Here is a 14,367-nt window from a genome sequence, read left to right as displayed (position 1 = left end):
GATCCATCAGGTCCCGGTCTTCACCGCGTTCCAGGTACGGGTGATCAGGCGGGTCGCCTTGGGGGTCTGCACTTTCTGGGTGAACAGGCGGGCGCGGGTCTCGGCGTCGGGGTAGATCGCCGGGTCGTTGCGCACTTCGGCGGCCAGCAGCGGGGTGGCGGCGGCGTTGCTGGAGGCGTAGCGGATGTAGTCGGCGACACCGGCGGCCACCTTGGGCTGCAGCATGTATTCGATGAACTTGTGGGCGTTTGCCACGTGTGGCGCGTCGGCCGGGATGTAGAAGTCGTCGAACCAGATCAGCGAGCCTTCCTTGGGCACGAAGTAGCCCAGCTTGACCTTGGCGCCGGCTTCGTCGGCGCGGGCCTGGGCGGTGGCGTAGTCGCCGGACCAGGTCATCGCCATGCACTGGTCGCCGTTGGCCAGGCCGTTCAGGTAGCTGGTGGAGTCGAACTTGCGGATGTACGGGCGGATCGATTGCAGCAGGTCCTGGGCGGCCTTGAGGTCCTCGGGCAGCGCGCTGTTGGGGTCACGCTTGAGGTAGGCCAGGGCCAGCGGGATCACGTCGGTGGGGGAGTCGATGATGGTCACCCCGCAATCGGCGAATTTCGACACGATCTTCGGATCGAACAGCATCGCCAGCGAGCCGATGGGGGCGTCGGGCATGCGCTGCTTGATCTTGTCGATGTTGTAGGTGATGCCGTTGCTGCCCCAGGTGTAGGGCGCCGAGTACTGCACGCCCGGATCGTAGTGGTCCAGGTGCTTGAGCACGTCCGCGTCGAGGTTGTTCCAGCTGGGCAGCTTGGACTTGTCCAGCGGCTGGAAGACGCCCGCCTTGAGCAGCGGCGGCACCAGGGCGGCGTTGAGCACCACCAGGTCGTAGCCCGAGCGGCCGGGCAGCAGTTTGCCCTGCACGGTCTCGTAGGAATCGAAGGTGTCGTAGACCACCTTGATCCCGGTTTCCTTCTCGAAATCGGCGATGGTGTGTTCGCCGATGTAGTCGGTCCAGTTATACAGCCGCAGCGTCTTCGCGCCTTCGGCATCCTCCCCGTGACCCAGTGCCGGCAAGGTCGCCAGCGCCGCGCTGAGTACTGCTGCGAGCGTTTTCTGCATGTCAGTCCCACCTTTGATTTTGTTATGGATTGGAGATATCGCGGATGAAGCCACTCTCGACCAGGGCCGGTTCCCCGGCCATTCCCCGAACGGGTAGGTAAGGGTCTGTTGGCGTTTCGACGCGAGCCGCGTTGCCGCGAAAAATCACGCCAGGCTAGACGCGGGACGCCGGCAATGGTCATTCCCTTGCCTAGTCCCGCAACGACGCATGGCGTGATTTTTCGCGCAACCCGAAGGGACGACTAACGGCTCGCATCGACCTTTGTGAGCGCGCATCGTCGCGGCCGTGGCAAAACGTCAACAGCGCCCTGGCGCTGGCGTCCAATCGAACAATCGTTCAGATTGGCCACCTGAAACCTTAGGAGCCAGGCATGAACGAGGAAGTCCGCTTTACCCGACTGGAGCCGGAGCAGCGCAAGGCGCTGCTGATCGAGGCCACCCTCGCGTGCCTGAAACGCCATGGCTTCCAGGGAGCATCCATACGCAAGATCTGCGCCGAGGCCGGGGTCTCGGTGGGGCTGATCAACCACCACTATTCGGGCAAGGACGAGTTGGTGGCCGAGGCCTACCTGACCGTTACCGGGCGGGTCATGCAGCTGCTGCGCGAGGCCATTGCCGAGGCGGCGCCGGATGCCCGCGCACGGCTGTCGGCGTTCTTTCGCGCGTCGTTTTCCGCCGAGCTGCTCGACCCGCAACTGCTGGATGCCTGGCTGGCGTTCTGGGGCGCGGTGAAGACGGCCGAGGAAATCAACAAGGCGCACGATCATTCCTACGGCGAGTACCGCGCGCTGCTGACGCAGGCGCTGAACGAACTGGCAAAGGAGCAGGAGTGGGCTGATTTCGACGCGGAACTGGCCGCGATTGCCCTCAGCGCCTTGCTCGACGGGTTGTGGCTGGAGTCCGGTCTGAACCCCAATACCTTCACCCCGGAACAGGGCGTGCAGATCTGCGAAGCCTGGGTGGATGGCCTCCAGTACGGTGGCCGGCAGCGCTTCTGTCGGGCGTCGGGAGTCTGTTGATCGATTGTTCAGCGGGCGGTAACCTGCCGCCATCTGCAGGACAGTTCCTACAGCTCTACCTCCACGCATAACAAGAACGGCCCCGTCACGAGCGGCGGCCTCAGCAGGGTATTGCGATGACTTCCCGTGTACTGATCGTCGACGACGATCCGGTGATTCGCGAGCTCCTCCAGGCCTACCTCGGCGAGGAAGGCTATGACGTGCTTTGCGCCGGCGCCGCCGAACAGGCTGAGGCGTACCTGGCCGAAGCCGAGCAGGCCGGCCAGCCCATCGACCTGGTGATGCTCGACATCCGCCTGCCGGGCAAGGACGGCCTGACCCTGACCCGCGAGCTGCGCGTGCGTTCGGAGGTCGGCATCATCCTGATCACCGGGCGCAACGATGACATCGACCGCATCGTTGGCCTGGAATGCGGCGCCGATGACTACGTGATCAAGCCGCTGAACCCCCGCGAGCTGGTGTCCCGCGCAAAGAACCTGATCCGCCGCGTGCGCCACACCCGCCAGCCCGCCGCCATTTCGGTGTCCGCCAGCCGGCAGAACCACAAGCGCTTCGCCCACTGGACACTGGACCCGGACCGCCGCCGCCTGATGGACCGCGACGGCAGCGAAACCCCGCTGACCCACGGCGAGTTCCAGCTGCTCTGCGTGTTCCTGCGCAACACCGGTCACACCCTGAGCCGCGACCAGCTGATGGACCAGATCCGCAACCGCGAATGGCTGCCCAACGACCGCTCCATCGACGTGCTGGTAGGTCGCCTGCGCCGCAAGCTGCGCGACGACCCGGCCGAGCCCGAACTGATCATCACCATCCACGGCGCCGGCTACCTGTTCACTGCCACGCCTGCCGACGCCTGAGCCTTACTCCGTGTTTCGAGCGCGCACCGTACGGCTCCCTCTCCCTTCGGAGCGGGGCGCGCAGCCAGGGCTGGGGAGAGGGCAATCCCCGCTCCAATTCCTCCTGTATTTCCTGGCTTTGCTCTTCTGCACCCCCGCTCACGCCGCCCAACCCCTCCGCTACTGCGACTACCCCGTCTACCCACCCATTTCCTGGACTGATGGCCATGAAGTTCGCGGGCTGGCGCCGCAGACCGTGCGCAGTGTGCTTGGCGAGTTGGGCTACGAGGTGAAGACCGTGGTGCTGGGCAACTGGAAACGCTGCCTGCTGGACGCCGCCGAAGGCCGCGTCGACGTGGTGCTCGCCTACCAGACGCCGCAACGCGACGACGGCCTGCTGTTCTCCCGCGTGCCGGTGCTGCGCGAGGAGGTGGCGATCTTCTACAACCGCCGCAAACCGGTACGATTCGACCAGCTCGGCGACCTCGCCAGTTACCGTGGCGGGCTGCTGTTCGGCGAAAGCTACGGGCCGGAGTTCGACCGTTTCGTCGCCGAGCACGGCAATGTCGAATGGGTCTCCGACAGCCGGCAGAACTTCGGCAAGCTGATCCGCCAGCGCATCGACTTCATCGCCCACGAGCGGCGCACCGGCACGCTGTTCGTCGAGCAGTTGGCCGGCGGCCAGGACATTGCCGCGCTGCCCCGGCCGCTGACCGTGGATTACCTGCGCATCGCCGTCTCCCGCCATTCGCCGCTGGCGGCGCGGATGGACGAGATCGACGCGCTGCTGAAGCAGCGCGTGGACGACGGCAGCGTCGCCCGCTGGCTGCAGCAGAGCGAGCACGACTACCGCGCCATGCTCGCCGGCGACGGGGTGCCGCGATGAAGCTGCCCGGCGGCCTGGCCCGGCGCCTGCTGCTGCGGGTGCTGCTGTTCAGCCTGTGCTTCACCGTACTGGCCAGCGCGGTGCAGCTGTACTTCGAATACCGCCGCGAGATGCGCGACATCGACACCCGGCTGGAGCTGATCCGCGTCGGCTATCTGGCCAGCTTCGAGCGCAGCCTTTGGGACCTCAACCAGGAGCAGCTCAACGTGCAGCTGCACGGCCTGGCGGACTTCCCGGACATCGCCCAGGTGCGCCTGCGCAGCGCCGACTTCAACCTGGTGCAGGACGCCGACGACCAGCGCGGGCCGTTCCGCATCGAGCACTACGCGCTGGCCTTCCAGCCGCCGGATGGCGAGCGCCGCGCCCTGGGCGAGCTGGAAATCAGCATCGACCTCGGCGCCGTCTACCTGCGCCTGCTCCACGGCGGGCTGACCAGCCTGCTGTGGATGGGCGTGTTCCTCTGCGGCCTGGCGGTGGCGCTGAGCTGGCTGTTCCACAGCCTGGTCACCCGCCACCTGCGCGCCATGGCCGACTTCGTCCGTGGGCTCACCGGCGGCGACCTGGGCACCGAGCTTGCGCTGGCCAAGAAACGCTCAGGTGAAGAGGACGAGATCGACACCGTCGCCGATGCCCTCGATGGTTTGCGTCGTGCCCTGCGTGCCGAACTGCGCCGGCGCGAGGCCGACCGCGAGGCGCTGCAGAGCAAGCGCGACGAGCTGCAGCGCCGGGTCGAGCGGCGCACCGCCAGCCTGCGTCGCGCCAAGGAGGAGGCCGAGGCCGCCAACCGCGCCAAGAGTCGCTTCCTCGCCACCATGAGCCACGAGATCCGCACGCCGCTCAACGGCATCCTCGGCATGGCCGAGCTGCTGCGCGCCGCGCCTTTGGGCGAGCAGGACCGGCGCCGCCTGCAGGCGCTGTCCACCGCTGGCGAAGGGCTGCTGGCGATCCTCAACGAGGTGCTGCACTTCGCCAAGCTGGAGGACGGCGCCAGCCAGCCCGAGCCGGTGGACTTCTCCCTGCGCCGCCTGCTCGATGACGTGGTGACGCTGCTGGAGCCGCGCGCAGAGGACAACGGCAGCTGCCTGCGCCTGCGCATCGAACCCCAGGTGCAGGACGGTTGTCGCGGCGCCGAGCAGTTCCTGCGTCAGGTGCTGAGCAACCTGCTGGCCAACGCGGTGAAGTTCACCGAAGAGGGCGAGGTGCTGCTGGAGGTGGCCGTGCTCGAAGGCGGAGACGCCGGGCAGCGCCTGCGCTTCAGCGTGACCGACGACGGCATCGGCATCTCCGCCGAGCAGCAGGAGAAAATCTTCCAGCGTTTCACCCAGGCCAGCGACGAGGTGGCGCGGCGCTACGGCGGCACCGGGCTGGGGTTGGCGATCAGCAAGCGGCTGGTGGAAGCCATGGGCGGCGAGATCGGCGTGGAGAGCCTGGAAGGCGAGGGCAGCACCTTCTGGTTCGAGATCATGCTGGCGCCGGGCGTGGTGCCGCGCTCCGACGTGACCATCGAGCAGGCGCCGGTCCTGGACGTGCTGGTGGTGGAAGACGTCGCTCTCAACCGCGAAGTCGCCCAGGCTTTGCTGGAGCGTGATGGCCACCGCGTGCTGCTCGCCGATGACGCCGAGCCCGCGCTGGCGCTCACCGCCGCGCGGCGCTTCGACCTGATCCTGCTGGACATGCACCTGCCGGGGATGACCGGCCTCGACCTGTGCCGGGCGATCCGCGCGCAGTCCGGTGGGCTCAACGCGACCACGCCGATCCATGCTTTCACCGCCAGCGTGCAGCCGGGCATGGTCCGCCGCTATTTCGAAGCCGGCATGCAGGGTGTGCTGGGCAAGCCGCTGCGCCTGGAAGACCTGCGCCGCGCGTTGTCCGGGGTAGCCTGGGAGCTGCTGCCCGCGGCTGAGGATAACGGCCCGCTGGACCGCCAGGTTCTGGATACCCACCGGCGCCTGCTGGGCGAGCACAAGCTGAACGAACTGCTCGCCAGCCTGTGGAAGCTGCTCGATGAGCAATGGCCGCTGCTGCTGGATGCCTTGCGCCAGGACGATGCGGTGGAGGCTGCCAGCCTCGCGCACCGGTTGGCGGGGAGTTGCCGGTCCATGGGGTTGCGTGGCTTGGGGGATTGTCTGGGCGAGCTGGAAGGCGCGGCGCTGGCGGGGTCGCTTTCTGGCGATTGGGTGGTGCGCTTGGAGCAGGAGAGGGCGGTTGCCGCTGAACTCCTGAAGAGCTGGCCGACGTAGGGCGCATAACCTGGTACAGGTTATCCGCCGTTGGCTGCGGCGGATAACGCTGGCGCGTTATGCGCCCTGCGGAACTCAAGAGCGTTCAGGTTCAGCTCTGGCGTGGCAGGCCGGCCCTCACCCCAACCCTCTCCCAGGAGGAGAGGGGGCCGTTCGGTGTAGGGGGATGTCACGAATTCTGCCGGCGAGCGCCGTTATTTAAGCTCGCTCGGACAGTCCCCTCTCCCTTCGGAGCGGGGCGCGCAGCCAGGGTTAGGGTGAGGGAGATCCTGGGCACCGAAGTCGCCGGGAGTGCCAACCCTGTAGGAACGCTCATGAGGCCCCGCCCACGCGCCCTGCACAAAATCCTTACATCTTTCTACAACTTCGATCCAGGCGAACAACCCCGTCTTACATCGCCTTCCAATAATCCGGTGGCATCCGTGCCCGAGCCACGGCCTCTGATTGATTGGAGATAACAATAATGATCCAACGTAGAGTTCCGCTCAGCCGCGCCCGCCGTTCCCTGGAGGTGCGCCATGTCTGAGACCCATCACGCCGGTAGCGGCGAGAAGATCCAGCTCACCCGCGCGCTGAAGAGCCGCCATATCTTCATGCTGTCCCTGGGCGGCGTCATCGGCACCGGCCTGTTCATGGGCTCGGGCGTCACCATCAGTTCCGGCGGCCCGATGGGCGCCATCCTCGCCTACCTGGTCGCGGGCCTGCTGATGTACCTGGTGATGGTCTGCCTGGGCGAGCTGTCGGTGCAGATGCCCGTCTCCGGCTCCTTCCAGGCCCACGCCACACGCTTCATCGGCCCGGCCACCGGGTTCATGATCGGCTGGGTCTACTGGATGAGCTGGGCCTCCACCGTCGGCCTGGAATTCACCGCCGCCGGCATGCTGATGACCCGCTGGTTCCCCGAGGTGCCGATCTGGCTCTGGTCGGGCTTCTTCGTGGTCGTGCTGTTCTCCCTCAACGCCCTGGCCACCCGCGCCTTCGGCGAGGCCGAATACTGGTTCTCCGGGATCAAGGTCGCAGCCATCCTCGGCTTCATCGTGGTCGGCCTGCTGGTGATCTTCGGCGCCATCCCGCTGAACGATGGCGCGGCCGCGCCGGGGCTGTCCAACCTGGTCAGCGATGGCCTGTTCCCCAACGGCCTGTCCGCCGTGTTCGCGGTGATGATGACGGTGGTCTACGCCTTCCAGGGCTGCGAGATCATGGGCGTCGCCGCTGGCGAGACCGACCAGCCGGAGAAGAGCATCCCGCGCGCCGTGCGCAACGTGGTGTTCCGCGTGCTGATCTTCTATGTGCTGGCGATTGCCGTGCTCTCCTGCATCGTCCCCTGGAAGCAGGCCGGGCTGATGGAAAGCCCCTTCGTGCAGGTGTTCGACATGGTCGGCATCCCCTACGCCGCCGACATCATGAACTTCGTGATCCTCACCGCGATCCTGTCGGTGGGTAACTCCGGCCTGTACGCCTCCACGCGCATCCTCTGGGCCATGTCGAAGACCGGCATGGCGCCGCGCAAGCTGTCCAGGCTCAGTGCCCGTGGCGTGCCGCTCTATGCGCTGCTGATCAGCCTGGCGTTTGCGCTGCTCTCGCTGCTCACCAGCGTGGTCGCCGCCGATACCCTGTTCATGGTGCTGATGGCGGTGAGCGGCATGGCCGGCACCGTCACCTGGATCGTCATCGCCTACGCCCAGTACCGCTTCCGCCGCGAGCACATGGCCAAGGGCGGCACCGTGGCCGACCTGAAGTACGCCGCTCCGCTGTTCCCGCTGATCCCGCTGGCGTGCATCGCGATCTGCTGCTCGCTGTTCGTGTTCCTCGCCATGGACCCGACCCAGCGTCCGTCGCTGTACTGGGGCTTCGGCTTCATGGCGGCCTGCTACCTCGCTTACTTCCTGCTCAAGCGCAAGCGCGGGCAGGTGCTGAGCGACGAGGTGGTACCAAGCCTCGGCTGAGGCTTCGCCCGTTCGGCTGAAGCCCCGCGGCGCGGGGCTTTTGGCTTTTCGTAGGGCGGATAACGCGCCAGCGTTATCCGCCGCAGGGCCGGCGGATAACCTGTCCCAGGTTATGCGCCCTACGAGCTGCGGGGCTTTTGCTTTGGCTTTGCGGTTCATCGCAGGAGCGAGCTTGCTCGCGAACCCGTCCAGCTCCAGAGCCGCCGTCTGATCGTTTCGCGAGCAAGGGCTAGGCGCCCCCCTCGGTCCTACAGGTACTCCACCAGCCCCATCTCTTGCTGAACGATTGTTCGAAGTTGTAACAAACCCGCCGCGACTTCCCTGCAAAACCCCTCAGCCCCCGCGCCGCGCGGCCTTCCCGTCGATTGGCGGAGCGTTACAAGCCACCCATTCGGGTGGATTGCCGTCTTACTGAACACTTGTTTAGTATTGGCTCCAACGCTTCATCCGCCTCAGCAAACGACTACAAGAACGAGGGCAGCATGACTCAGCCATCCCCGCTCAGCCGGGTCCAGGACGGTATCGCCTGGATCACCCTGAACCGCCCCGAGCAGCGCAACGCGCTCGACGTCCCCACGCTCAAGAACCTGCTGGCCCTGCTCGACGCCTATGAAGTCGACGAGGCCGTGCGCGTCATCGTGCTCAGTGGCGAAGGCCGCAGCTTCTGCGCCGGCGCCGACCTCGCCGAATGGGCCGAGGCCGAAGCCCGTGGCGAACTGGAAACCTACGGCTGGACCGAAACCGCGCACGCCCTGATGCGCCGCCTGCACGGCCTGGACAAGCCGACCATCGCCGCCGTCAACGGCACCGCCGTCGGCGCCGGGATGGACCTGACCCTGTGCTGCGACTTCCGCATCGCCGGCGCCTCCGCGCGCTTCAAGGCCGGCTACACCGGCATGGCCTACTGCCCGGACGCCGGCGCCAGCTGGCACCTGCCGCGCCTGATCGGCAGCGAAGCGGCCAAGTGCCTGCTGTTCCTCGACGAACTGTGGAACGCCGAGCGCGCGTTGCAGGCCGGCCTGGTCGGCGAAGTGGTCGCCGACGATCAGCTGCAGGCCCAGGTCGGCGACTTCGCCGCGCGCCTGGCTGCCGGCCCGACCTTCGCCTTCGCCCAGACCAAGCGCCTGATGCGCGACGGTGCCGCCCGCACCCTGGCCCAGCAACTGGAGGCCGAACAGGCCGCCGGGTTGCTCTGCGGCCGCAGTGAAGATGCCGCCGAGGCGCTGCGCGCCGTGGCCGAGAAACGCTCCCCCCAATTCAAAGGCCGCTGACGGCTGCAGGTGATGTGATGGACTTCCAACTGACCCAGGAACAGGAAATGCTCGTCGAGGCGGTCAAGGCTTTCGTCGAGAAAGAGCTGCTGCCCTACGAGGAAGAAGTGGACCGCGCCGACGCGGTGTCCCCGGAACTGGCCGCGAAGATTCGCGGCAAGGCCCTGGCTGCCGGCTTCTACGCCTTCAACATGCCCGAGGAAGTCGGCGGTGGCGGCCTGGATTACCTGTCCCAGGCGCTGGTCGAGCGCGAGCTGTCCAAGGTGTCCTGGGCGCTGCACGTGTTCGTCGCGCGGCCCTCGAAGATCCTCATGGCGTGCAAGGGCGAGCAGATCCAGGACTACCTGCTGCCGGTGGTACAGGGCGAGAAGATCGACTGCTTCGCCCTCACTGAACCGGGCGCCGGCTCCGACGCCAACTCGATCAAGACCCGCGCCGTGCGTGATGGCGAGGACTTCGTGATCAACGGCTCCAAGCACTTCATCAGCCATGCCGGCCACGCCGACTTCGCCATCGTCTTCGCGGTCACCGACACCTTCGAGCGCAACGGCAAGAAGCGCAACGCCGTGACCGCCTTCCTGGTGGACAAGGGCACCGCCGGCATGACCGTGCGCCGTGGCCCGAAATGCGTGAGCAACAAGGGTTACCACACCTACGAGATTTTCTTCGACGACTGCCGCGTGCCGGCTTCCAAGGTCCTCGGCGAAGTCGACAAGGGCTGGGAAGTGGCCAACGCCTGGCTCACCGCCGGCCGCGTGATGGTCGCCGCCAACTGCGTCGGCCAGGCCCAGCGCGCGCTGGACCTGGCGCTGCAGTGGTCGGCCGACCGCAAGCAGTTCGGCGCGGCCATCGGCAGCTACCAGGGCATCTCCTTCAAGCTCGCCGACATGGCCACGCAGATTCGCGCCGCCGAGCTGATGACCCTGCACACCGCCTGGAAGATGGACCGCGGCAGCATGACCGACGGCGAAGCCGGCATGGCCAAGCTGTTCGCCAGCGAGGTGCTGGGCAAGGTCGCCGACGAGACCGTGCAGATCTTCGGCGGCATGGGCCTGATGGACGAAGGTCCGGTGGAGCGCATCTGGCGCAACGCGCGCATCGAGCGCATCTGGGAAGGCACCTCGGAAATCCAGCGCCACATCATTTCCCGCGAACTGCTGCGTCCGCTGCTGCGTTGAGGCCCGTGCGATGAAACGCGAAAACCTCCAGCGCCTGCTGGCGCCCCGGCACCTGGCCTTCATTGGCGGTCGCAGCATGGCGCGCGCGCTCAAGCGCTGCGCCGAAGGCGGCTTCGCCGGCCCAATGTGGCTGGTCAACCCGCAATACGACGAACTCGAAGGCGTGCCCTGTGTACGCAGAATTGCCGAGCTGCCCGAAGGGCCGGATGCGGTGTTCGTCGCCACCAACCGTGACCTGACCCTGCAGGCCGTCGCCGAACTGGCCGCCAGGGACGCCGGCGGCGCCATCTGCTACGCCTCCGGCTTCGCCGAGACCGGCGCCGAGGGCGAAGCCCTGCAGCGCCGCCTGCTCGCCAGCGCCGGCGACATGGCCCTGCTCGGCCCCAACTGCTACGGCCTGCTCGACTACCTGCACGGCTCCGCGCTGTGGCCGGTGGCCCACGGCGGGCACTTGGTGGAGAAGGGCGTTGCGGTGCTGACCCAGAGCGGCAACTTCGCCTACAACCTGTCCATGAGCGACCGCTCGCTGCCCATCGCCTACATGGCCTCGGTGGGCAACCAGGCGCAACTGGGAGTGGCCGAACTGATGGACGTGCTGCTCGACGAGCCGCGCGTCACCGCCATCGGCCTGCACCTGGAAGGCTTGAAGAACGTCCCCGGCTTTGCCCGCGCGGCCTTCAAGGCGCTGCAGAAAGGCATCCCGGTGATCGCCCTGAAGACCGGCGTTTCCGAGATCGGCGCCGAACTCGCGCTCAGCCACACCAGCTCCCTGGCCGGCTCCGACGCGCTGTACGACGCACTGTTCGACCGTCTCGGGGTGATCCGCGTCAGCGGCCCGGTGAGCTTCATCGAAACCCTCAAGGCGGCCGCTTGCGGCAACCTGCCGGCCGGCCCCAGCCTCGCCGCGCTGGCCTGCTCCGGTGGTGATGCCGGGCTGATTGCCGACTACGCCGAGCGCAACGGCCTGAGCCTGCCCAAGCTGGTTGACGCGCAGCGCGCCGAACTGGCCCAGGTACTGCCTGACTACGCCAACATCGCCAACCCGCTGGACTTCACCACCGCTATCTGGGGCGATGGCCCGGCGCTCGACCGTATGCTCGACAGCGCCCTGCAGACCCCGGCCGATGCCGCCCTGCTGGTGCTGGACTACCCCGGCGAGGATACCGGCGAGCGCCCGCAGTGCGACCTGCTGCTGGAGCTGTACTGCGCGGCATTGAAGCGCCACGACAAGGTCGGCTTCATCGCCTCCGCGCTGCCCGAGCTGCTGCCCAGACATTCCCGCGAACTGCTGCATTCCCACGGCGTCGCCGCGCTGCAAGGCGTGGAAGACGGCCTCGCCGCCTGGGGTCGCATCGCTCACTACCGGCAGCGCCGCGAAGCGCTGCTGGCCCGTGGCGAAGCCGCGCTGGTACCGCTCTGCCCGCAGGCGCTGGACAGCGAAGGCCGGTTGCTGGACGAGTGGCAATCCAAGCAGGCGCTGAAACCCTTCGGCCTGCCGCTGCCGCGCGCCGCCCTGAGCACGCCGACCCAGGCCCGCGAAGCGGCCGCCGATGTCGGCTTCCCGCTGGCCTTGAAAGTGGTCAGCGCGCAACTGCCGCACAAGACCGAGGCCGGCGGCGTGGCGCTCAACCTGCGCAACGAGGCGGCGCTGGAAGCCGCGCTGTTCGACATGCGCGAGAACATCGCCCGCCACGCCCCCGGCGTGCCCTTCGACCAGGTGCTGCTGGAGCGCATGGCCAATCCGCCACTGGCCGAGCTGATCGTCGGCATCAAGCGCGAGAACGGCTTCGGCCTGGCGCTGGTGCTGGGTGCCGGCGGCATCCTCGTCGAGCTGCTCAAGGACAGCCGCAGCCTGCTGCTGCCGACCACCGACGCGGCGATCCGCGACGCCCTGCTGGGCCTGCGCAGCGCGCCGCTGCTCACCGGCTTCCGCGGTCGCCCGGCGGTGAACCTGGAGGCGCTGGTGGAGGCCATACGCGCCGTTGCCGACTACGCCTGCGAGCACGTGGACAACCTGCTGGAACTGGACGTGAACCCGCTGCTGGCGGACGCCGATGGCGCCGTGGCGGTGGATGCGCTGATCCGCATCGCCGAGTGATCGGCAGCAGGACCTGAAGGAAGAACACGAACGCTCCCTCTCCCGCTTGCGGGAGAGGGAGCAAAAGCGGCGCACGCCGGACACTCGGCGTTGGCCCCAACGAGTAGGGCGAGTAACCGCTTGCGGTTATCCGCCGAAGAACAGTTCGGGAGATCGTTCATGCAAAACGACAAGACCCTCACCGGCGGCCAGGCCCTGGTACGCCTGCTGGCCAACTACGGCGTCGATACCGTGTTCGGCATTCCCGGTGTGCACACCCTGGAGCTCTACCGTGGCCTGCCCGGCAGCGGCATCCGCCATGTGCTGACCCGCCATGAACAGGGCGCCGGCTTCATGGCCGACGGCTATGCGCGCGTCAGCGGCAAGCCGGGTGTGGCCTTCATCATCACCGGGCCGGGGGTGACCAACGCCGCCACCGCCATCGGCCAGGCCTACGCCGACTCGATCCCGATGCTGGTGATTTCCAGCGTCAACCACACCGCCAGCCTGGGCAAGGGCTGGGGCTGCCTGCACGAGACCCAGGACCAGCGCGCCATGACCGCGCCGATCACCGCTTTTTCCGCCGTCGCCCTGAGCGCCGAAGACCTGCCCGAGCTGATCGCCCGCGCCTACGCCGTGTTCGACAGCGAGCGCCCGCGCCCGGTGCACATCTCCGTGCCGCTGGATGTGCTGGCCAACCCGGTCGCCCGCGACTGGACCCACGAAGTGGTGCGCCGCGCCGGCCGTGGCCAGCCCAGCAGCGAAGCGCTCAAGCAGGCTGTGGATAAGCTCCAGGCTGCAAAGCGCCCGATGATCATCGCCGGCGGCGGCGCGCTGCATGCCGCCGATTGCCTGGCCGCGCTCAGCGAGCGCCTGGCCGCGCCGCTGTTCACCAGCGTCGCCGGCAAGGGCCTGCTGGCGCCGGAAGCGCCGCTCGCCGCGGGTGCGACCCTGTGCACCCAGGCCGGTTGGGACATGATCGCCGAGGCCGACGTGGTCCTGGCCATCGGCACCGAAATGGCCGACACCGACTTCTGGCGCGACCGCCTGCCGGTCACCGGCGAGGTGATCCGCGTCGACGTCGACTCGCGCAAGTTCAACGACTTCTACCCGAGCGCCGTGGCGCTGCTGGGCGATTCGAAGGCCACCGCCGAGGCGCTGCTCGCCGCGCTGCCGAGCGCGAGTCGGGATGCGGCGAAAGCGCAGTCGCGCATTGCCGAACTGCGTGCGCAGATCGACGGCGGCCACGCGCCGCTGCAACTTATCCACAAGTCGATCCTGGAACGCATCGCCAAGGTCCTGCCGGACAACGCCTTCATCGCCAGCGACATGACCCAGCTGGCCTACACCGCCAACTACCTCTACCCGAGCAAGGCACCGCGCGGCTGGCTGCACCCCACCGGCTACGGCACCCTCGGCTACGGCGTGCCTGCCGGTATCGGCGCCAAGTTCGGCGCGCCGGAGCGTCCCGGCCTGGTGCTGGTCGGCGACGGCGGCTTCCTCTACACCGCGCAGGAACTGGCCACCGCCACCGAGGAGCTGGACAGCCCGCTGGTGGTGCTGCTGTGGAACAACGATGCGCTGGGGCAGATCCGCGACGACATGATCGGCCTGGACATCGAGCCCATCGGCGTCCTGCCACGCAACCCGGACTTCGCCCTGCTCGGCCGCGCCTACGGTTGCGAGATGCGCCAGCCGCAGAGCCTGGACGAACTGGAGCACGACCTGCGCACCGGCTTCGCCCATCCGGGCGTCACCCTGATCGAGCTGAAACACGCCTGCGCCCAGTAGGACCCGTTGCACC

At 67.6% G+C, this 14,367-nt stretch carries 10 protein-coding genes; 9 read left to right on the top strand and 1 reads right to left on the bottom strand.

Annotated elements, in window-relative coordinates:
• Positions 1 to 6 precede the first annotated feature (6 nt).
• On the bottom strand, positions 7 to 1,110 hold the full coding sequence (locus IB261_RS30105; protein WP_081519047.1) for a polyamine ABC transporter substrate-binding protein: 1,104 nt from the start codon (positions 1,108 to 1,110) through the stop codon (positions 7 to 9).
• 371 nt (positions 1,111 to 1,481) lie between these two features.
• Here IB261_RS30105 and IB261_RS30100 point away from each other — a divergent pair, with 371 nt between their 5' ends.
• The 9 genes from IB261_RS30100 to IB261_RS30060 all read left to right on the top strand — a co-directional run bounded on the left by IB261_RS30100 (position 1,482) and on the right by IB261_RS30060 (position 14,354).
• On the top strand, positions 1,482 to 2,129 hold the full coding sequence (locus IB261_RS30100; RefSeq protein ID WP_081519048.1) for a TetR family transcriptional regulator C-terminal domain-containing protein: 648 nt from the start codon (positions 1,482 to 1,484) through the stop codon (positions 2,127 to 2,129).
• Between the two features lie 110 nt (positions 2,130 to 2,239).
• Positions 2,240 to 2,986, top strand: coding sequence for a response regulator (locus IB261_RS30095; RefSeq protein WP_192383574.1), 747 nt, complete (start codon positions 2,240 to 2,242; stop codon positions 2,984 to 2,986).
• Positions 2,987 to 3,089: 103 nt separating this feature from the next.
• The gene (locus IB261_RS30090) at positions 3,090 to 3,851 is read left to right on the top strand and encodes a substrate-binding periplasmic protein (protein ID WP_192383575.1); all 762 of its coding nucleotides are present in this window, start codon (positions 3,090 to 3,092) and stop codon (positions 3,849 to 3,851) included.
• On the top strand, positions 3,848 to 6,091 hold the full coding sequence (locus IB261_RS30085; protein WP_192383523.1) for an ATP-binding protein: 2,244 nt from the start codon (positions 3,848 to 3,850) through the stop codon (positions 6,089 to 6,091). Before IB261_RS30090 ends, IB261_RS30085 begins: the two co-directional genes overlap by 4 nt.
• Before the next feature lie 518 nt (positions 6,092 to 6,609).
• Positions 6,610 to 8,037 (top strand): amino acid permease, encoded by a 1,428-nt coding sequence (locus IB261_RS30080; protein ID WP_192383524.1) that lies wholly within the window; start codon positions 6,610 to 6,612, stop codon positions 8,035 to 8,037.
• 482 nt (positions 8,038 to 8,519) lie between these two features.
• On the top strand, positions 8,520 to 9,308 hold the full coding sequence (locus tag IB261_RS30075; RefSeq protein ID WP_192383525.1) for an enoyl-CoA hydratase/isomerase family protein: 789 nt from the start codon (positions 8,520 to 8,522) through the stop codon (positions 9,306 to 9,308).
• A gap of 17 nt (positions 9,309 to 9,325) precedes the next feature.
• The gene (locus IB261_RS30070; RefSeq protein WP_138213566.1) at positions 9,326 to 10,486 is read left to right on the top strand and encodes an acyl-CoA dehydrogenase family protein; all 1,161 of its coding nucleotides are present in this window, start codon (positions 9,326 to 9,328) and stop codon (positions 10,484 to 10,486) included.
• 10 nt (positions 10,487 to 10,496) lie between these two features.
• The gene (locus tag IB261_RS30065; RefSeq protein WP_192383526.1) at positions 10,497 to 12,584 is read left to right on the top strand and encodes an acetate--CoA ligase family protein; all 2,088 of its coding nucleotides are present in this window, start codon (positions 10,497 to 10,499) and stop codon (positions 12,582 to 12,584) included.
• Positions 12,585 to 12,743: 159 nt separating this feature from the next.
• Positions 12,744 to 14,354, top strand: coding sequence for a 5-guanidino-2-oxopentanoate decarboxylase (locus tag IB261_RS30060; protein ID WP_192383527.1), 1,611 nt, complete (start codon positions 12,744 to 12,746; stop codon positions 14,352 to 14,354).
• Positions 14,355 to 14,367: the final 13 nt, after the last annotated feature.

Source organism: Pseudomonas sp. PDM20, from assembly GCF_014852575.3.
Taxonomy (GTDB): Bacteria; Pseudomonadota; Gammaproteobacteria; order Pseudomonadales; family Pseudomonadaceae; genus Pseudomonas.
The sequence above is the reverse complement of the archived record's forward strand: the minus strand, read 5'-3'. Positions and strand labels throughout refer to the sequence as shown.